Annotated in this window: 20 protein-coding genes; 6 read left to right on the forward strand and 14 right to left on the reverse strand. The window is 54.8% G+C overall.

The genetic code is table 11. The features are described from left to right. Positions 1 to 8: 8 nt before the first annotated feature. Entirely contained in the window at positions 9 to 638 is a 630-nt protein-coding gene (locus tag HBUT_RS04150; protein WP_011821962.1) for a class II aldolase/adducin family protein, read from the reverse strand. Between the two features lie 286 nt (positions 639 to 924). Between HBUT_RS04150 and HBUT_RS04155 the strand changes: the two genes are divergently transcribed. Then, a complete protein-coding gene (locus tag HBUT_RS04155; RefSeq protein WP_011821963.1) occupies positions 925 to 1,242 on the forward strand; it encodes a hypothetical protein in 318 nt (105 codons plus the stop codon). 97 nt (positions 1,243 to 1,339) lie between these two features. On the opposite strand, the gene HBUT_RS04160 is transcribed toward HBUT_RS04155, so the two are convergent. The 3 genes from HBUT_RS04160 to HBUT_RS04170 all read right to left on the reverse strand — a co-directional run bounded on the left by HBUT_RS04160 (position 1,340) and on the right by HBUT_RS04170 (position 4,282). Beyond that, positions 1,340 to 2,320 carry a thiamine-phosphate kinase gene (locus HBUT_RS04160; protein ID WP_011821964.1) on the reverse strand — a complete coding sequence of 327 codons (981 nt, stop codon included), beginning with the start codon at positions 2,318 to 2,320 and terminating at the stop codon, positions 1,340 to 1,342. Next, positions 2,317 to 3,201: an inositol monophosphatase family protein gene (locus HBUT_RS04165; RefSeq protein WP_011821965.1), complete on the reverse strand. Its 885-nt coding sequence runs from the start codon at positions 3,199 to 3,201 to the stop codon at positions 2,317 to 2,319. The genes HBUT_RS04160 and HBUT_RS04165 overlap by 4 nt, the downstream gene beginning before the upstream one ends. A gap of 136 nt (positions 3,202 to 3,337) precedes the next feature. After that, positions 3,338 to 4,282 (reverse strand): hypothetical protein, encoded by a 945-nt coding sequence (locus HBUT_RS04170; protein ID WP_153801385.1) that lies wholly within the window; start codon positions 4,280 to 4,282, stop codon positions 3,338 to 3,340. 165 nt (positions 4,283 to 4,447) lie between these two features. Here HBUT_RS04170 and HBUT_RS04175 point away from each other — a divergent pair, with 165 nt between their 5' ends. After that, the gene (locus tag HBUT_RS04175; RefSeq protein ID WP_011821967.1) at positions 4,448 to 5,185 is read left to right on the forward strand and encodes a CdvA-like protein; all 738 of its coding nucleotides are present in this window, start codon (positions 4,448 to 4,450) and stop codon (positions 5,183 to 5,185) included. A 282-nt stretch (positions 5,186 to 5,467) separates the two neighbouring features. After that, the gene (locus tag HBUT_RS04180; protein ID WP_011821968.1) at positions 5,468 to 6,328 is read left to right on the forward strand and encodes a Snf7 family protein; all 861 of its coding nucleotides are present in this window, start codon (positions 5,468 to 5,470) and stop codon (positions 6,326 to 6,328) included. Positions 6,329 to 6,353: 25 nt separating this feature from the next. Here HBUT_RS04180 and HBUT_RS04185 read toward each other — a convergent pair whose 3' ends face one another. Next, positions 6,354 to 7,172: an aldo/keto reductase gene (locus HBUT_RS04185; RefSeq protein ID WP_011821969.1), complete on the reverse strand. Its 819-nt coding sequence runs from the start codon at positions 7,170 to 7,172 to the stop codon at positions 6,354 to 6,356. Positions 7,173 to 7,550: 378 nt separating this feature from the next. Between HBUT_RS04185 and HBUT_RS04190 the strand changes: the two genes are divergently transcribed. Further along, positions 7,551 to 8,663, forward strand: a complete 1,113-nt coding sequence (locus HBUT_RS04190) for an AAA family ATPase (protein WP_011821970.1) — start codon at positions 7,551 to 7,553, stop codon at positions 8,661 to 8,663. Between the two features lie 9 nt (positions 8,664 to 8,672). On the opposite strand, the gene HBUT_RS04195 is transcribed toward HBUT_RS04190, so the two are convergent. After that, on the reverse strand, positions 8,673 to 9,629 hold the full coding sequence (locus tag HBUT_RS04195; protein ID WP_011821971.1) for a hypothetical protein: 957 nt from the start codon (positions 9,627 to 9,629) through the stop codon (positions 8,673 to 8,675). Positions 9,630 to 9,648: 19 nt separating this feature from the next. Next, on the reverse strand, positions 9,649 to 10,422 hold the full coding sequence (locus tag HBUT_RS04200; protein ID WP_011821972.1) for a lipoate--protein ligase family protein: 774 nt from the start codon (positions 10,420 to 10,422) through the stop codon (positions 9,649 to 9,651). 104 nt (positions 10,423 to 10,526) lie between these two features. Between HBUT_RS04200 and HBUT_RS04205 the strand changes: the two genes are divergently transcribed. Beyond that, a complete protein-coding gene (locus tag HBUT_RS04205; protein ID WP_011821973.1) occupies positions 10,527 to 11,936 on the forward strand; it encodes an FAD-dependent oxidoreductase in 1,410 nt (469 codons plus the stop codon). Here the strand turns inward: HBUT_RS04205 and HBUT_RS08915 are convergent. Continuing rightward, entirely contained in the window at positions 11,893 to 12,786 is an 894-nt protein-coding gene (locus tag HBUT_RS08915) for a phosphatase PAP2 family protein (RefSeq protein WP_011821974.1), read from the reverse strand. The two genes, HBUT_RS04205 and HBUT_RS08915, sit on opposite strands and share 44 nt — an antisense overlap. A gap of 158 nt (positions 12,787 to 12,944) precedes the next feature. On the opposite strand from HBUT_RS08915, the gene HBUT_RS04215 reads away from it, so the two are divergent. Further along, on the forward strand, positions 12,945 to 14,516 hold the full coding sequence (locus HBUT_RS04215) for a DUF4346 domain-containing protein (RefSeq protein ID WP_011821975.1): 1,572 nt from the start codon (positions 12,945 to 12,947) through the stop codon (positions 14,514 to 14,516). Here the strand turns inward: HBUT_RS04215 and HBUT_RS09515 are convergent. From HBUT_RS09515 to HBUT_RS04240, 6 genes are all read right to left on the reverse strand, one after another. Next, positions 14,508 to 14,681: a hypothetical protein gene (locus HBUT_RS09515; RefSeq protein WP_153801386.1), complete on the reverse strand. Its 174-nt coding sequence runs from the start codon at positions 14,679 to 14,681 to the stop codon at positions 14,508 to 14,510. The two genes, HBUT_RS04215 and HBUT_RS09515, sit on opposite strands and share 9 nt — an antisense overlap. A 121-nt stretch (positions 14,682 to 14,802) precedes the next feature. Further along, entirely contained in the window at positions 14,803 to 15,540 is a 738-nt protein-coding gene (locus tag HBUT_RS04220; protein WP_011821976.1) for a glycerophosphodiester phosphodiesterase, read from the reverse strand. Between the two features lie 3 nt (positions 15,541 to 15,543). Then, positions 15,544 to 16,281: an ArsA family ATPase gene (locus HBUT_RS04225; protein WP_011821977.1), complete on the reverse strand. Its 738-nt coding sequence runs from the start codon at positions 16,279 to 16,281 to the stop codon at positions 15,544 to 15,546. Beyond that, positions 16,209 to 16,532 (reverse strand): ArsA-related P-loop ATPase, encoded by a 324-nt coding sequence (locus HBUT_RS10010; protein ID WP_011821978.1) that lies wholly within the window; start codon positions 16,530 to 16,532, stop codon positions 16,209 to 16,211. Before HBUT_RS10010 ends, HBUT_RS04225 begins: the two co-directional genes overlap by 73 nt. Before the next feature lie 6 nt (positions 16,533 to 16,538). After that, on the reverse strand, positions 16,539 to 16,838 hold the full coding sequence (locus HBUT_RS04235) for a DUF7990 family protein (protein ID WP_011821979.1): 300 nt from the start codon (positions 16,836 to 16,838) through the stop codon (positions 16,539 to 16,541). Between the two features lie 149 nt (positions 16,839 to 16,987). Next, positions 16,988 to 18,805: a carbon starvation CstA family protein gene (locus tag HBUT_RS04240; protein WP_011821980.1), complete on the reverse strand. Its 1,818-nt coding sequence runs from the start codon at positions 18,803 to 18,805 to the stop codon at positions 16,988 to 16,990. Positions 18,806 to 18,807: the final 2 nt, after the last annotated feature.

Here is an 18,807-nt window from a genome sequence, read left to right on the forward strand (position 1 = left end):
AGTGTTAGCTAGTGTCCAATACGTACACGCCGCAAAACCTCCGCCATGAGGCTAGCCTCAGCTAGCTCCTCAAGAACCTCAAGTCTATCCACAGCCTCGTAGATGGCCTGCCTGGGATCGTCGGATACGCCTACAGCTACCGCTCCATGCTTCTCGAGGATGGCTACGTTGCAATCCTTGAGCGCCGAGGCTACAGCTTCTGCGAGCTGCTCAGAGCCGGGCTCGTATGCACCAACCCTACCCACGCAGCCCCCAAGGTAGTACTTGGCCTCGACGCCTAGGAGATTTGGGTCCAACTCGACGCCGAGTGCTGCAGCGAGAACCGCCCGGGTGTTATGAGCGTGGACAACTGCCCTTACATTGCTGCGGCTGCGGTAGACTGCTAGGTGCATACGGTACTCGATGCTAGGCTTTCCCTCGTAAACCGTGCCGTCAAGCCCTATGACTGCTATATCCTCGGGGCTGAGTAGCGGCTTAACCGCCCCACTAGGCGTTATATAGATGAACGTAGTGCCGTCGGGCAACGTAACCCTTACACTTGCATTACCTCCAAGCAGGTTTACGAGCCCACGGTCATGCAGGATCCTCATAGCTTCAACAAGTGCCCTACGCACCTCAAGCCCTATAGGCCTATCCAACACCGACTCCACCCACCAGGCAGCAACACGCTGGGAAGGCCCCTTCTAAAGACTAGCCGATTATCTAGAGCCCCGCCGAAACAACACCATAAGCAACGTAGGAGTACTCGGTAATACTGGGGGCAAGACTCCAGTATTACCCTGTCCACCCTTCAAACCGCTAGTAGTACAGCACCGTCCCCCCTCCTTGACGGGTTGTAGGGTCTTATCGGACCCACCGGAGTCCTACTAGCACTTCTGCATAAGCCTACGGGGTGAATAGTTACAGAGACCCCGGTGCCCCCTCGTGCCAATCGTGTATAGGTGTAGGAACTGCGGGTTCATCCTCCACGTATTCGTGAAGGTTGGCCAGAACAGCTACGGTGTGCCCACGCCAAGCGAGCTAGCCTCATGGTATGGTGGTATTTGCCCCATGTGCGGCCATCCCCTTGGAAGGCCAGGGCTTGACGACATAGTGGTTAAGCCGAATGGCATGGAGGAGCTGAAGTACGTGCTTGAGGAGGCGAGACTGAGGATGAAGATAAGCTTTAGGAGTATTGAGAAGATACTAAGCCAAATCTCGGTACCCCGCTCCACAGTCTCAGAAACCGAGGCCGTCGCGTAAGCCGCCTAGAAGGGCTCAGGCGGGATCGAGGCTCCGCATCCCCCTATCCCTGGGGCTCGGTGCAGGCTACATTCATCAGAGCCCCTCGCTAAGGCTCCTACATGTTTTTGAAGTTGTCCCAGCCTCTTACGGAGAGTGTTCTCCCCCTATACGTTATCCCCTGTGGGCCCTCCCTAAGCCTACCTATTCTCGCCACAGCAAGGCCCAGCGTTGCAGCCCTCTCCTCAACTAGTTTTTCGCATCCACCCCGCACAGCGAAGATTACCTCATACTCCTGACCGCCGTAGAGCGCGAGCTCCAAGGGGTCCACACCATACTCCTCGGCGTAGCGTAGCGCCTCCGGTTCTACCGGTATATTCTCAAGCTCTACCAGCGCATGTGCAGCTTCTGCTATTTTACCGAGGCTATAGGCGAGCCCATCGCTAGAATCTGTGGCTGCTGTTATGCAGCCAGTGCCTGCAAGTTCTACGAATTCTAGCCGGGCCCTGGGCCTGGCGAACTCGCTGAAGGCCCTCGGATAAGCCTCCATGGCTTCTCGCCAGCGGCCCTTGGCGAGCGAGTCGAGGACGAGCCCCGCGAGGCCTATGCGTCCGGTAGTCACATAGACTGTGTCTCCCGGAGAGGCTTGCAGCCCTACGGGCTTCTCGGCGAGCCCTACTGCGGCGACGTCTATCCAGCCACAGTTGCTGCAGCTGTTGGTGTCTCCGCCAAGGAGCCAGGCGCCATGAGCTTGCGCCGCCTCAGCTGCCCCCCGCACTATGCCTTTGAGGGTCTCAATATCCTCGCCCGGGTCCAGGCCTAGGGAGACAGCGAAAGCTAGCGGCTTAGCCCCCTTGGCTACTAGGTCGCTCGCTGCAGCAGCAACAGCCTGCCAGCCAATATCGGCTGGCTCCATCCAGGGCGCCCATAGCGAGGCCAGACTACCACCATCAATCTTGAGTATGAGGTTTTGGAAACCACCGCCTACACACGCAGCATCGTCGCCAGGCCCTAGGCTCGGGCAACGCCACTGCCCAGCAAGTATTTCTTCTATGAGTCTTTTCACCGCCTCGTGTTCACCAAGCTCGCTGAGCTTCAAGCTGGTTTGCCCCACGTTGATAGTGGGGTCTTGGAGGCTAGTCCTGTGAAGCCCGAGGAGCGGAGCGCCTCCAGGATGCGGCTCCACGCTGTACTACTAGCTGTCACGACAACGCTTCCAACGCGTTCTATGCTCAGGAGGCTCACATCGCTACGCTCTACGATGACTTTTGCACCAGCCTCGGCAGCAAACCAGACAGCCGCTGCGACGTCGACTGTACGGAGGCGGCCCCGGACATCAACGAATAGTTCCGCCCTGCCCATGCCTGCCCATGCTATTTCCAGGCTGGCACTTCCCAGAGCCCTCACGCTCCGCTTATCACCAGTGAGCGCAAGGTAGCTGTGAACAGCGCGGGCCTGCTCTGGAGTTTCAACGTAGGCTAGTACGAGCCTATCATTCTGTTGCAGCTTGACACGAGCACCGCCCTCAAACGCGCCGTGGCCCCGGGCGAAGCTGAGTATAGGCCATGGGAAAACCGGGGCGATAGCACCGGCGACGATGCTAGAGAGGCGAGCATCACCATTCTCTACCAAGGCTATAGCTATGCTTACAGCACTCCAAGGTATGAGGGAGGCATAATTCTTACTCCCATCCAGGGGATCCGCAACCACGAGGAGAGGATCGTTGCCGAGTTTAACGACACCACTCTCCTCGCCGACAAATATGCCGCGGAACCCCTCGGCATGGAGGAGTTCCACTATGTTCCTCTCGCTCTCAACGTCGATCCTCATGCCTTCATCCGAGTCGTGCTCATGCACTGTGACGACGTGGAGTACCTCCTCAATACCGAAGCGGTCACGTAGAAACGCCGCAGCTTCGCCAGCAACACGTACAGCTAGGCGGCGCAGGTCCTCGAGGCTCCGGCGCTCGGGAAGCTCCACCCAGGCCTCCCACCCGGCCAGCTGGGCTAACCCCCTTTATCCATATTCTCCACGGCGGAATAGAGTTTCTACAAGAACACACTATAGGTAACACTGTATATCATCACTGTATACTATTGGGCTCTGCAGTCCTAGCCTAGCTGCTAGCCACCCGGCCCTCAAGCTGGTAGTGCTGTATCCCCGTCTTACGCAGAGCAAGCCTATAGCTTGTATCAAGGTCTTCTACGAGGAGCATTCCGGCCCAGTAGTCTAACACTCTGAGCCGGTGCCCTTGAAGCTCTCCGATATCATCCACTACACGGATCCTCGTTATCCATTCGAGGCTACGGGGGAGCACTGTGTACGCATTGAAACTACCCTCTAGGCCAAGTGCTGAGAGGGACTGGGCTAGCCTAGCTGCTGCACGGTCGTAACGGCCATTGAGTCTCTCGAGTAGCGCCACTGCCGCCGACAGTCTATGCCCAAGCCTTGCCGCCGCCCCCTCCGTCGCTAGGCGGTGCCTGCCAAGCCTCTTCTCGGCCTCACGGGCGTCGAGTAGTTCTGCTTCGTAGACCACTGCTGCAGCTACATGGGGCTGCTCTGCTATGCGCCAGAGGAGGCGCCAGGACTGGGTAAGCCCTACCTTGACGCGGGGGCCGCCGTAGTCTAGCACGTAGACCCGGAACATCTCGCCCCTCAACAACCTGGCAGCTGTAATGCAGGCTGAATCGACGCCCTGCGCACACTGCTCATAGAGAGCTTGCCAGCTCTCACGGTGGAGGCTGCAGAAACCACTCCGCGTCACAGCTAGCCGCATACAGTACCTCTGCCGCAGCGGATCGCCACGAGGCCCATCATGGAACCTGCATAGCCGCCCGCCAACGGAGTCCACTTTGAGCAGGGGCTCCCAGACAACCTCCACATCCGGCGACTGTTGATACTGGACAAGGAGCCCCACACGCTTCACGCGGAGCACGTGAAGCTTAACAGAAGCCTCCAAGCCACCACTGCCAAAGAAGGCGTCGAGGCCTCCGCCACGGCTGCTCGCCGTGTACACACCCTCCTCTACATAGTCGAAGATTACCGCCCTAACCACGTACAAGCCGCCCAAGCCCCAGAACCATGCTCAGACAATCTCATACTCATTAAGCCTAGAGGCTCGCCGCCTAGGATGGCATCCTTCCGGGGGCTTGCAGGGCTGGCTCAAGCCCCCCGGCTTAAAAACCCAACAATAGGCTGTAAGGGAGGCTAATGGTGGCCTACCGGTATGGCGCGTGCACCCCTAACCGTGGATGTTGTACAGCAGATGATAGGCGAAACGGTCTACGACCCCTACGGCCGCGTTATCGGTAAGCTTGTAAGCCTCGAGAGCGACATAGACGGTACGGTGCAGCAGATAGTTGTTGAGACAGAGAATAAAGACATAAAGTTCATACCGTCAGAGGCTGTTGAGGTTAGCGAGGGCAGGATAATCGTCTGGCCAGAGTGGAAGGTTCTAGCCTACAAGGTCCTAGCCAGCTACCAGAGAGCACTCAAGAGGCTAAAGGGCCTCGAGGAGATGTATAGCCGCAACGAGATACCAGCCGCTGTCTACCAGGAGCTCCGCCGCAAGCTAAACCAAAGCCTAGCCAGGGTACGCGACGAAGCTAAGAAGCTAAAATCACTCATCAAGAGCCGGATAGACGAGATAGACGACAACAACTTGAAGCTCGACAGAGCAATAGCAAACCTCAAGGTATCCTACATGGCTGGCGAGATAAGCGAGAAAGCCTACAAGACCGCCATAGAGTATCTACGCAGCGCAAAAGACAGCAACACCAGGGAGCTAGAAGACCTCAAGAAGACCGGCGCCAAGCTAGAATCACTAGAAACAGGTACGATCGAGATATCTAAAACTGCAAAGAAGAAGGAGTCGAAACCAGCTAGTAGAGAAGAAAAGCACGAAGCCAAGCCACCAGCTATAGAGGGTATACAACCAATACCCGTAAAGGTCATCGAAGGCTAGATAGGCAGACACCCCCAGGTCTAGTCCATCATCCACGTTTTTACACTGTTCCCATCACCGCAATTCCCTCCTCCCCCTACCACCCCCGCCCCTTCAAATCCACGTATCTTCGGTGGCCAGTCTAGCAGCTGCTGAGCCCCAGTATTTACAGTGGAGACGCTCCCGCCGCGGTACAGGGTATTTACCGGGTAATAGCGGGGGCGAGGGGCTAGCACTACGACCCATGCATACATTCTTGCATCGGGAGACCACCACAAACCCGGTAGCAAGGGTGATGTGAAAGTGTCTGCGATTATTTCACGCTTACTAGGCTTCCTCGGTGTTGGTGAGCACAAGCAGCCAAGCCTCAAGGAGAGGATAGACCATGCGATAGTAAAGCTTGAGCTGCTAGAGGACCGCGTAGCAGAGCTTCGCTACAGGTTTGAGAAGAGGAGCCGCGAACTCTTCGAGAAGGTTGTAGTACTGCTTAGGCGCGGGGAGAAGAGCCGCGCAGCAATCTACGCTGGCGAGGTTAGCCAGGTACGCAACATACTCAAAATGGTAGTCACAGTAGAAAACCTCATCATCATGACCAAGGAGAGGCTGAAGACTGTGAGAGACGTGAGAGAGCTAGGCCAGACCCTCATGGTGTTCGGTGCAGCACTGGAAGAGGTTAAGGACCAGATAACAAGCATCTACCCCAACCTCAACCTAGCATTTGAGGAGATAACCAGAACCGTTAAGAACATGATAGTCGAGACAAGCATGGACATAGTGGGCGAGGTTGACCCGGCAATAATATCCCACGACGCGCTAAAGGTACTAGATGAAGCAATGAGGATGGCCGAGGAGAGGATAAAGAGCGAGTTCCCAGAGCCCCCCGTGGAGCCCATCATACACCTCGAGACGAGAAAGCAACCAAAGAAGACACCAGTGCCAGTAGCCGTGCCAGCAGCACCCAGCTCCACGAGATCTGTGATGCCACAAGTTGCTATAGCCAGGCGCGAGCAGCAAAATCTTGAGGAGCTAGTACTAAACTATATCAGAGAACACAACGGCTACCTAGACCTCAAAGACTTTACAACACGCTACGGCGTAGCAAGGGATGAAGTGCTACGTGCACTATACAAGCTCGCAGAGAAAGGCCTCATAAAACTCTCCTAAAACCCATAGGCTATCGGGGCTCATGCTAGAGTTTTTCAAGCTCCTCGAGTATATCCTCCGTGAGTCTCCACCCAAGTGCCCCAAGTATTTCTCTCAAATGATCCATATTCTCTGTCTTGGGTATAGCGATAACACGCGGCCTGGATATGAGGTAGTTTAACGCTATCTGGATAGCTGTTTTACCCAGCTTCCTGGACAGCTCCAGGAGTTTGGGATGTTTTGCTACAGCACCACGCTCAAGAGGTGTATATGCTTGTATGGTAACGCCATACTTGAGCGCTATAGGGAGAAGCTCTTCTTCAACATGCCTCTTGTGCAAGATGCTATAGTGAACTTGGTTTACAACTATTTCAGCTCTCGACGTTGCGTGGATGGCTTCTAGAAGTTCTTCCGGGCCGAAGTTGCTTACACCTATGTACCTTGCATACCTCCCATAGATTATGCGCTCAAACCTCCTAACCTGAACACTTATGGGTAATTGATAGTTTGGCCAATGTATAAGAAATAGATCAACCATACCAACACCTAGCCTTCTCACACTTGCCCTTGCAGCCTTCTCTATCTCCTCCTCGCTCACAAGCCTCTCTGGCAGCATCTTAGTAGTAATGAAGACCCGGTCACGACCGACACTACTAACTACGCGGCCTACAAGTTTCTCGGCAAATCCAGCCCCATACATCTCAGCTGTATCTATGAGGTTAACCTTGCCCGATTCTATAGCAGCTAGCATAACTTGGTAAGCAGCCTCGGGCCTGCGTATAGCCCACGTGCCAAGTCCTATAGCTGAAACCCTATCCTTGCCAATAAGCTTCCAGTCACTATTATCAATGGAGTAGCGTGGCAAGACAGAATCCAGCCCCACATACCAGCATTATGGCTCTTTTACCCTTAATTTTTACGGAGCTTTTGGCTTGGATATTGCCATGCTGTATTCGGATCTGTTATTTCGATCCAATAGACTTTACGTCTACCGCTATGAAGCATAATGTTAAATTTAGCTAAATCAATATCTTTACTTTAACACGCTATCCCCATTGGAAGATCAATAACTATTTTGCTGCTACCATCAAGGCGCTACCCTGCGCATAACCAGCAATGAACCGTCTTGCATTGAGGAATTCCTGGGCTTGAGGTTTAAGGGGTTAGAGGCTGGTATCATGACTCCCCTGGCTTTTAACACCGGGCCATGCTATGGTTAAGACTACCATAGTGGGGCTCATCGGTGTCCGCTGGACTCCATAGACTTGAAGCTATAGCTAGGAGCTATGCACTAGCTGCTGTTAAGGCTGACCGTGAGGGGAGGATACAAGAGGCCATAGCGAACTATAAGAAGGCAATAGAGGTACTAGCGAAGATAGTTAGTCTGTATCCTGACAATCCGCTGGCACATGTCTATCGTGGGATTATACAGCAGTACCAGAGGAGGGTTGAGCAGCTCGAAAAGCTTGGAGTGCCGGCTACTCCTGCTGAGGCAGAGCAGCTTGAGGATTGGATTGTCGCGGAGAAACCCAAGATTCGCTTCAGTGATATAGCTGACCTTGAGCATGCCAAGCAGGCAATCAGGGAGGCTATCATATATCCCGTTAGGAGACCAGAGCTGTTCCCGCTGGGCTGGCCGCGTGGCATACTCTTGTTTGGCCCGCCAGGCTGTGGTAAGACTATGCTCGCAGCTGCTGTCGCCAATGAAGTTGACGGCGTGTTCTTCAACGTCGACGCTGCTACCATTATGAGTAAGTGGCTTGGAGAGGCTGAGAAGAGGGTTAGGATGCTCTTCGAGAAGGCTAGGGAGGTTGCTAGGTCTGGCAGACCAGCAATAATCTTTATAGACGAAATCGACGCGCTACTCGGCGTCTATGAGAGCGAGGTTGGCGGCGAGGTTCGTGTTAGGAACCAGTTCCTCAAGGAGATGGATGGCCTCCAGGATAAGAGCAATAAGCTCCACGTATACGTTATAGGTGCTACGAATAAGCCATGGAAGCTCGACGAGCCCTTCATAAGGAGGTTCCAGAGGAGGATATACATACCGCCACCGGACAAGAAGGCGCGCCTAGAGATATTCAAGCTGTACACGCGCAATCTCAAACTTGCACCAGATGTCGACCTCGAGAAGCTTGCTGAGATGACCGAGGGCTATAGCGCGAGCGACATAAAGGATATCGTCATGGAGGCTCACCTCCGCACTATTAGGGAGCTGTTCGAGGAACGGGGTGGCGAGGGCGACCCGAGACCGATAACTATGGAGGACTTTATAGCAGCAATAAGGTCTAGGAGGCCGAGCATAACGCCAGAAATGATTAGGCGCTACGAGGAGTGGTATGAGAGGTTCAGGGGCTAGCGTGGAACCTTACCATATGACTATTTCGCGATATATTGAGCGGGGCCTCCTGGCCTCCTCCCTGCATAGCAGTATGCGGCTGTGCACTCTACCACAGTGGGGGCACCTAGCTCCGTCACCTCCTCCAGCTGGCTGGGCGTGTATCCTAACACCCCACGGCTTCCTCGACAATAGCGGTTTTCCACAGCTGCACAATGTGTCGGTGACTGTGTAGCTCTCATCCCGGTAGAGGTAGACAAAGCCAAGGCCCTTATTCCGGAGCTTTTCTACGATTGTGTACGCCCGGTCAGCTGCCTCCTCCGATAATGGTATGACGTGTATCGCTGCCTCTGTATACTTTGAGGCCAGGTCGCTCACGATTACTCCGGCCCGGCGACTGCCATCGTAGAGTACGTGTATCTCGACTATGCGGAATTGCTCGTAGACCCTTGGGAGAATAGAGGTTACATGGTCAGGCATTGGCGGCTTCTCCACCGCGAGGACGTACTCGAAGACTGCAACGCTGTAGCCGTTACTAGCCGCTTCCTCCAGCCGCCGCTCCGAGACAAGCCCCGTAGTCCTAAACGCATAGACCCTTGGCGCGTAGCCGCCAAGGATGCTCTTCAGCTTTGAGGGCAACTCTAGCACCCAGTCCTGGAGCAGCGGCTCGCCGCCATCAACCAGTAGTACGTGGGGCCTCGCGAGACGGAGTCTTGCAAGCTCGTTGTCTCCGAGTCTGCGCAGCACTAGTCCCTGGGGACTAGCGTACTGTGACCAGAAACAGACACCACAGCGCCACGGAGCGCCCGGCACCATGATTCTTGCTGTTAAGCCCCCGGGACATGTATGGTATAGTGGCACTTCTTCAACCGGTAGGAGAGACATGTAGACAGCATGCCAGGGATAGAGGTCGCCTTGCCTGGATGCATCCACCACGCCGCAGCTGCTCCCACCGCTGCACGATAGTGGACAACGGTTACACGGCAAGGCCTCCGGCCGTCCCTCCCTACCTCCTGTAGAGCCACTCCCTGCTAGCATACCTGGGGGCCAGCTGTTCTGCCAACCTTTTCTCCTCGCCGGACAACGCGTCAATACGTATTGCATCGTAACCCAGTGCTATACGGAACCCCTCCACGAGGGCTACCGCCACCTCCCAGTAGTGGAGTTCGCGGCCAAGAAGCTGGGAGAGCGTTGCTACGCGGTCCCTTATCCTTAATGCTCCATGGCTTTCGAGCTTTGCCCTAGGGACGCGGAGGACCCTCTCCATCACGTCAAGGTTCGTGGCGTACAGCACGGTGCCATGCTGTAACACCGCTGTGGCCGTCCTAGCCTGCGCATTGCCCGAAACCTTTCTGCCACCAGCCACCACGTCGTTGATAGGCTTGTACTCTGCCTCCACACCGAGAATGCGAAGTGCCTCTACAACGCCGCGACAGAGCACACGGTAGCTCATGGCTACATCACGCAGCTCTGGACGGCCCTCAAGCCCCAGGACTATGGAGTAGGTGACCTCTCCATCGGTGTCATGGTAAACGCTTCCGCCCCCAGTAAACCTGCGAACAACGTCTATGCCTAGCTTCCTAGCCTCCTCCAGGTCTACGCTAGACTCTAGCCTCTGAAACCGTCCAATGGTTACCGCGTGGGGGCGGAAACGGTAAATGCGGAGCGTGTCGGGTATCCTTCCCATACTCCGCAGCCTAAGCAGCGCCTCGTCCACCGCCATCTGCCAGACTGCTGGAGCACCCTCTAGGTCCAATATGACCCGCAGCGTCCCCCGCACAAATCATCCCCCGAGGGCATGCAATGCCAGGCCACCTATTAGGCCACAGTCTGCCGTGCACAATTTAAACACGCGTTGTGCCGACTACGATAGGGTTTAGGGTCTTGCTACGTGTCGCAGTTATAGGCGGCGGAGCAGCTGGGATGGCTACTGCTAGCCGCGTCAAGCGCCTTCTACGGGACCGCGCTGAGGTAGTGGTGTTCGAGAAAACGCCATGGGTTAGCTTTGCCCTTTGCGGCACCCCCTACTACCTGAGCTGCAAGGTGAAGACGCTCAATGATCTCCTCCACTATCCCCTTGAGGAGTTTACGGAGAAGCGCGGCATAAATGTGATGCTTAGGACGGAAGTTACCGACGTGGAGCTTGACGCTAGGAGGCTCAGGTACCGGAGGCTAGACACTGGCGAGACCGGTGTCTACGAGTTCGACTATGTCGTATTCGCCACTGGTGCTAGGCCACGAGCGCCCAAGAATTGGCTACGATTCCGCAACGTCTTCACCCTTCACAGTCTCGCAGACGCTGATAGGCTTAGAGAGGCCGTTGTAAGGGATTCTGTACGCCGCGTCATAGTAATCGGTGCCGGCTATACAGGGATAGAAGCCGCTGACAACATCGCACTGCTAGGCCGCAGGGTCGTCATAGTGCATAGTAGCAAGAGGATTCTCAGCCGCAGCCTAGACCCGGATATAGCTGAAAAGGTTGAAGAACGTGCAAAAACTGCCGGAATAGAGTTCGTCCTTGGCAGAAGCGTAGTAGATGTAGAGGGCTCTGAGGGCTACGCTAGGAGTGTAGTCTTAGACAACGGGGAGAAGATGTATGGCGACCTCTTCGTAGTTAGCATGGGCATAGAGCCCAACGTCGAGCTTGCCCGGAGGGCGGGGGTGAGGATAGGCGGGACTGGAGCAATCTGGGTCGATACTAGGCTTAGGACGAGTAGAGAGGAGGCATACGCTGTCGGAGATGTTGCTGAGACCGTCGACATACTCACCGGGGAGAGAATATGGTGGCCCTTCGCCACTGCAGCCAATAAGATGGGGTTTGTAGCTGGGACAAACATTGCGGGAGGCGATGCATTCTTCCCCGGCGTTGTTAGGACTAGGGCCATGGGGGCCTTTGGCCTCTACATTGCCGGCACTGGTCTACTGGAGGAGGAGGCTCGTAGAATGGGCTTTGACGTGGTAACTGCAACTCTAACAGCTCATACCAGGGCCAGGTATATGGGCCACGGGCCGGAGATAGTGTTGAAGGTGCTCGCAGATGCTAACACTGGTATGCTTTTGGGAGCACAAGCATTGTCTGAGGATCCGAGCGCCTTCTGGAGGATTGCTGTGGTTGCGACACTACTGATGAAGAAGGCTAGCGTTTGGGACCTCTTCAACGCCGATATAGGCTATTGGCCCGGGGTGAACACTGTATGGGACCCACTGGTTGTTGCAGCGAGACTGCTATTACGCAGGCTCGGCACGAGGCCTAGGGAGGTTTCCCGCCAAGATACCGGCTCCAAAGGGGCCTAGAGACCACGGTGTTAAAGGCAAACAACGCGTAACCTGCAACTATTAAGGCTGGAGAGGGTTCTGCTACAACCTTCTCAGCCATGGAGGCTAGGGCGAGCCATGCAAACGAGTATATTGCTGCAGCCAGTCTCGCCCTGGTCTTCTTATCGTTTTCGAGCACCGGCAACACCCAGTTCTTGGCTGGGAGTAGTAGGAGCCCGGCAGCCAGCAAACCCACGTCTATGCCGAGTAGCTTTACCGCCGACATGTAGGTTGGACTTGTGGCTGCAGCATAGCCGGCCAGGGGGGTGGAGGCTGCGGCGGCGAGGGAGACGTATTCCAGCGTGTCGAGCCTCCTCCAAAATAGCATGCAGAGCACGCACAACGCAACCGCAACAAGGATGCCACCAACAACGTCTACGGGGTAATGTACACCCAGCACTACCCGGGAATAGGATACCGCTGCAACGTGTAGAACTCCCACAGCAGTTAGGACCGGGCTACGGGTATAGAACGCTATAACGAGCCAGAACGCGGTAGAAAGAGCGGCATGACCACTCGGAAATCCAGGCCCCGAAGCCTCTACCAGCCAATGCTCCCTCGGAGGCCTAGGCATTCCGAGGCCAACCTTCAACGCCACAACAATACTGGACACGCTTACTAGGCTCGCAACAAGCCTTAAGCCAAAACCGCTCGGCCCCAGCGTGTAAATGAGCAGACCCACAAGCATGTAGAGGGCTTCCTCGCCTAGCAGCGAGGAGACCTTGCAGACCGCCACCGAACCTGCAAGACAGCCAGCAGCCTCACCCATCGCGCCAAGGAGTAACAGCAGCGCTAACATCCTAAGCCTGCGCTTACCGGGCGTCTCCATGCCCAGGCTTTCCTCTCAATTCGCGCTCTCGGAGTAGCCAGGGTAGCCGCGTCTACTTAAGCTGTTACGCTACCAGGGCCTACCGGTGCTAGTGCTACAGCCCTGAGGCTTAACGTCAGGGCTGGGGCTTCCCAGAGTGTAGGCTGGGAGGTGATTACTTGAAGGTAGCAATAGTGACAGGGAGAAGGGCTACAAGCTTTTTACGCGATATCGCGCGAGAGCTAAGCAAAAGGATCGGCTGGACCGTAGACGTTGTTGCTGTACCGGTGGAGGTTGCAGCTCTCATACCGCGTGAGGCTCTCGAGCAAACCATTGAGAGGCTAGACTGTAGCTACGATATGGTTATCGTGCCGGGAACTCTGCCCTATAGCTTAGATGAGATACGGGCTCCGGACTGCCTCACTATTGTCAAGGGCCCAATCGACCCAACTGACTTGCTCATCCTCGCGGAGCTTGGTGAGGAGGGGCTCCGGGAGCTGAGGGAGAATAGGGTTCTCTCGCCGGAGCTAGTTGCTGGTAGGTGGCTTGAGGAGCTAAAGCGTCATCACAATGAGACGTTGAGTATTGAGGTTTGCGGTGTCCGGGTACCAGTTAGGCCTCCGCCAATAGTGGTTGCTGCTGAGCTATACTACCGACCCGGTCTCAGCATAGCCGATAGGGTTGAGCAGTTACTCTCAATGGGCGCTGACATCGTGGTCATGGGCTTCGGAGCAGACATAGACCCAGGAGAGGCCATGGAGGTTGTTAGGACTGCTGCAAGGATTGCCGGTCAAGTAGCCATTGATAGTCCCGACAAAAAGCTAGTAGCTAGAGCCGTGAAGGAGGGCTACGCATGTCTCGCCTTCACTGCTAGCGAGGCTAGCAAGCTGCTTGACCTGCTCCCTAGAGGCTCTAGCGTCGTGGTAGCACCATATAGGGCGGACTATAGCGTACCCAGCAACCCCCATGAAAGAGTCGCGCTCCTCCAGAGACTAGTCAGGGAGGCTAGGAGCCGGGGCCTCACACCCATAGCTGACCCCCTAGTCGAGCCACCGGGCCACGGGTTTGCCAAGAGCGTTACAGCGTACATCCTAGCCTCGGAGGTTATTGACACACCGCTCCTCGCAGGAATAGCAAACGTGTATGAGCTAGTAGATGCTGACAGCCACGGCCAGATTGCCGTGCTAACCCAGCTCTACGGCGAGGCTGGCGCCTCAATAATGCTCGTAACCGAGGAAAGCCGTAAGTCGAGATTTGCAGTAGCAGAGGCAGCCATAGCAGCTACGCTTACAGGGCTATCCCTGCTGAAGAAGAGGCCACCCAAAGAGCTAGGACTAGGCTTATTCTATGCTAAGGAGAAGAGGCCACGTAAAGGGGTTCCTCTTGCATCTAAGCCCGAGAGAGTCTACGATGCCTCTAAGCTCGCAGCCTGGGTTAGCTTCCGCCAGGACCGGCTCGGCAACCACCTCATAGCCGTGGAGGGCGGAGTTATAAGAGACTTGTACATTGGGAGCCGGGGCATTGTGGAAGTTAGGGGTAGAAGAGCTGAAGACATATACAAGGCCATAACGTATCTCGGCTTGGCAAGCGAACCATCCCACTATGCGTATCTCGGCTACGAGCTGTGCAAGGCTGAGCTGGCGTTAGAGCTTGAGTTAAGCTACGTACAGGAAGAGCCTCTCATAACACCGCCGTGGAAAAATGCACTCATCTACAGTGTCCGCGAAAAGAGGCCACGAAGGCTAGGATGACTGCTGCTCCTGGCTCTCCTGTGCAGGCTTTATCACGACGCTCCTGCCGCGCCACTCGTAGCGGCCCTCCCTGAGGGCCTTGAGTAGCTCTAGTGCCTGCTTGTCGTTAGGGTGCTTCTTTAGGTGTCTTTCAAGCCTCCGTATTAGGCGCAGCTTCCTGCTCATAGCTTAGCACCATGTTGTGCTATAGGCCTATAGGCGGGGCCCTAAAGAGCCTAACTATCCCCAGGGGCTATGATGAGCAGCTGCCTGGTTGCAGAGCCCCGAGGAAGCAGGGGCGATGCAGTTAACCCCCCTTCGCTGAGCCTTGGGCAAGTTTTGAGCGTATAACTACAGCCATGTCGGGATAGTCGGTCGCTATTCCGTCAACGCCGCGTCTGGCAAGCTCTACTACCAGGTTTGGCTCATTAACTGTCCACGCTACCACACGTAGCCCGAGCCGGTGGGCAAAGGATACAGCCTTGGCAGTTGCTAGGGGGTAGCGTGGCAATACTAACTCGCAGCGGAGCCGTCGACACTCAACAATCTTTCCTGGCGGCTTGAAGTAGATGATACCGGCTGGGATGCGGGACGCCCGGCTCTTAACAGTCTTCACCACTTCCTCGTGGAAGCTTATGATGGCTACATAATCCTCTGCCGTTTCGGACAAAATAAGGTCTATTAGAGTGTGAGTATCACTGGGCTCCTTCACCTCTAGGAATAACGCTATCCTTCCGCGAGCCTCAGCCAGCAGCTCCTCAATCCTTGGCACGTACTCGCCACCGGGCAGCTCTACCCTTCTAACCTCCTCGTAGCTAGCCGAACGTATATCGAGAATTCCCCCGCCATGTTTTACGACTGGATCATGACTAGCTACTAGCACACCGTCACCGGTTCGCTGCACATCAAACTCAGCTATGTCTGCACCAGCTTCTATAGCCTTTCTGAGTGCAGTAATTGTGTTCTCGGGGGCTAGGCCAGCTGCACCACGATGACCCACAACTGCGAAAGGCTTACGCGACAACCGTTCAAGAACAAGGTTCACGGCCTACCCCTCTCTCCTGCAGACGGGCCTAACTACCTCTATGTAGTCTTCGAGCTGTGCCACATCCTCTAGCCTACTTGGCGGCTTCTCTACATGCATTATCTTGACTATTGATGCTGGCTGGTTTAGGCTACATGCAAGTTCTTCCAGGTCGCGGAGGGCGCGCGCTTCAACTGTTTCAAGACCCAGGCTCTTAGCCCTAGGTCCTAGCACCCTGTTAGCAACTATGGCCTCAACATTCAGCTTCTCGCTCCTAAACTTGTCAACAACCATGCGTGCCTCGTATACAGGCAGTGGTTCCGGAGTTGCCACAATTATGAAGCTTGTCCGTTGTGAGTTCCTAATCTCGTCCCAGAGCTGAGTATAGCGGTTTTTCATCTCTTCCAGCTTCTCCAGTACAGGGTCGCTAGGCTTAACCTTACGGCCAAGAGCTTGAGCAATAGCATAGCGCAGCGATACTATGCGTTCGCGCAGCTCTATGAGCCTATTTACCCAGAACACGTAGAGCTTAGGGAGGAGCACTACCCTTACAGCTACACCCGTCGGCGGCGTATCTATAACCACATAGTCTACATCTCTCCTAGCATACAAGCTTGCCAGTATCCTTAGAAAGATCTCCTCCTCGAATCCTGGCGACTCACGTATAGCCTTGACGATATCGTCTATGCCTAGTGCCGAGAGCCCCGGAATAAGACGGCGTAGTAGTAACGCATACTCCTCCGAGACTTTGCGGGCAAGCACATCAATACCATATTAACCGCTCTTAGCCCAGGCTTAACCTCGGCTTCCTCTAGGGGCTTACGGAGCCCAAGGTATTCTAGGAGGTGGCCAGCAGGATCAAGACTTGCAAGTAGAACCTTGCCACCACTAGCACTAAGCTCATATGCAAGCCTTATGCAAACAGTTGTTTTGCCAACACCGCCCTTGCCAGTAACTATAACTATGTGTGGTTTAGACCAAGCCGATACATCGAGACCATCAATAATCCTCAAGGCTCGCTACCACTCCCCGCCAAACCTGCTAAAGAAGTCTGCTATGGTATCACTGCCCCTCCACGTCCGGTCAAATAGTATGTGAACCTCCTTTTCAAGATAGGGAGCTAACTCAGCAGCAATACCAAGAGGCGCGAGAGGGAGGCCCACAAGGCTTCCAAGCACCATGCTTAGAAACGCGTGTTCAAGCTCTATGTACTCTAGCTCTAAGGCCTCAACGCTCTGTTCGATGAGAGCTTCACCCATACCTTTAAGAAATGCAAAGAACTCCCTAACAACGCGCAACAACTTGCCAAAGAGGCTCAATGTTGTACCCACGCTCCCATTCTAGGCTTGACTGTATACGCCTGCGAGAAAAATACTATCGCTGGGAGAGGCAGAGAATGTTGAAAGTATGAGAGGGTTGAGACCTCGAAAAAACCGTGTGGGAGAGTGTCTTACAGAAGTTCCTTCTCTCATGCTGGCTGGGTTCCTGCTTGCTTCTTAATCATTTGCAGTCCGCGGACGAAGAGGTATAATAGCACTAGATCTAGCGCGAGCGATATCGCAACGATGCTGCCTGCGCCGTACTTCTGTATCGGCGGGTACTTTGGCGCAACGTATACCAGCCACCAGAACAGAGCTACCGTCACTGTTATCCATAGGAACCATGCTGGCACTTGTATTAGCCAGGTGACTTTGCCACGCACCTTGAGTATGGCGTATACCCACAGGGCGCTGGTTAGTAGTGCTAGTGCTGCTAGTAGCTGGTTGGTGCCAGCGAAGGCAGGCCATATGATGTTATATGCTGGCTGTAACTTGCCACCAATCATTACGTATGGATAGGCTAGCACGAAGCCTATAGCTGCTGCTATGAAGCTTGCCGAATACCTGTTAGCGATAAGCTTGTATGCTGAGCGGCTCCTCTCCTCTAGCCAGTCGAACATCTCCTGCCACGCGAACCTGGCAAGCCTTGTTGCAGTGTCAAGCGTTGTTAGAATGAATGATGCTAGAGCTACTGCCGCAAAACTTGCCATCACCTTGCCGACAGTGTCTAGGCTGCCGAACGCCTTACCAACCATGTAGCCGTAGCCATAGATGAACCTCTGAACCTTATCGAGAGCTAGTATGCCACCCTCCTGGTAGTCCGGTATGAGGTTAGCCTTGCCTGCCGCCTCTAGCAGCTTGGGGAAGTCTGGCTGACTCCATGCCAACGCTATCGGGATGATAACTGCAAAGCTTGAAACAGCACCTTCAGTTAGCATGCCACCATAACCCACTAGTAGCGCATCAAGCTCGTTTGCTAGCTGCTTGCTCGTAGTACCGCTCGCCACGACACTGTGGAAGCCGCTTAGAGCGCCACAAGCGATTATCAAGACTATTGCTGGCCAGAATGGCGTCTCTACTCCCACGAAGATTTTGGGAGCAAAGCTGGTGTATGCTGGAGCGCTGAACTTGTAGGTGAATACGCCTAGGACTCCTATCAAGCTTATGATTACGAAGCTCCATAGCAGGTAGGCGTTGAGGTAGTCGCGTGGCTGTAGTAGGTACCAGACCGGCAGCACGCTAGCTACAAAGGCATAGGCTGCTAGGAGGATTACCCAGAAGTGGTAGGAGTCTATGGTGAAGCCCAGGAAGCTTATCGTCGGCAGATAGAATGGATACTTCATTGCATACGCTATGCCGAGCACCAGGATTAGTGCTATTATTGCAGTACTCTTAACGGTGCCCAGTCCCGTCCTATACATGAGTATGCCCAGCATCACTGCCAGCGGCATGTATATCATGGCTACCGTGGCTGCCTCAGGTGTTCCAGCAAGTACCTTTGCTGCAACGCTTAGGAAGGCTCCTATGACTAGGATTAGCGCTGCATAGACGTATGCTAGGAAGATATACCTAGCCTTGCGGCCCATAACGTTCTCGGAGACCGACATTATCGATACTCCGCCGTGCCTCACGCTAGCCATCAATGCTAGGTAGTCGTGGACAGCGCCGATGAACACGTTGCCAAAGAGAACCCATATTATTGGCAGTAGCCAGCCATAGGCCATCGCTATGGCTGGTCCTACTATGGGGCCTGCGCCGGCGATACTGGCAAAGTGATGACCGTAGAGCACATACTTGTTCGCCGGCACATAATCTACACCGTCAAACTTGGCAAGTGCTGGCGTCTTCCTCGTAGGATCAGCCCTTACAACCTTCTGCTCTAGGAGCTTTTTACCGTAGAATACGTAGGCTAGAACGTAAATTACGATGATTATTGAGGCTGTAATACCTGCGGTTGCGAGCGCCACGG

Source organism: Hyperthermus butylicus DSM 5456, assembly GCF_000015145.1.
Classification (GTDB): Archaea; Thermoproteota; Thermoprotei_A; order Sulfolobales; family Pyrodictiaceae; genus Hyperthermus; species Hyperthermus butylicus.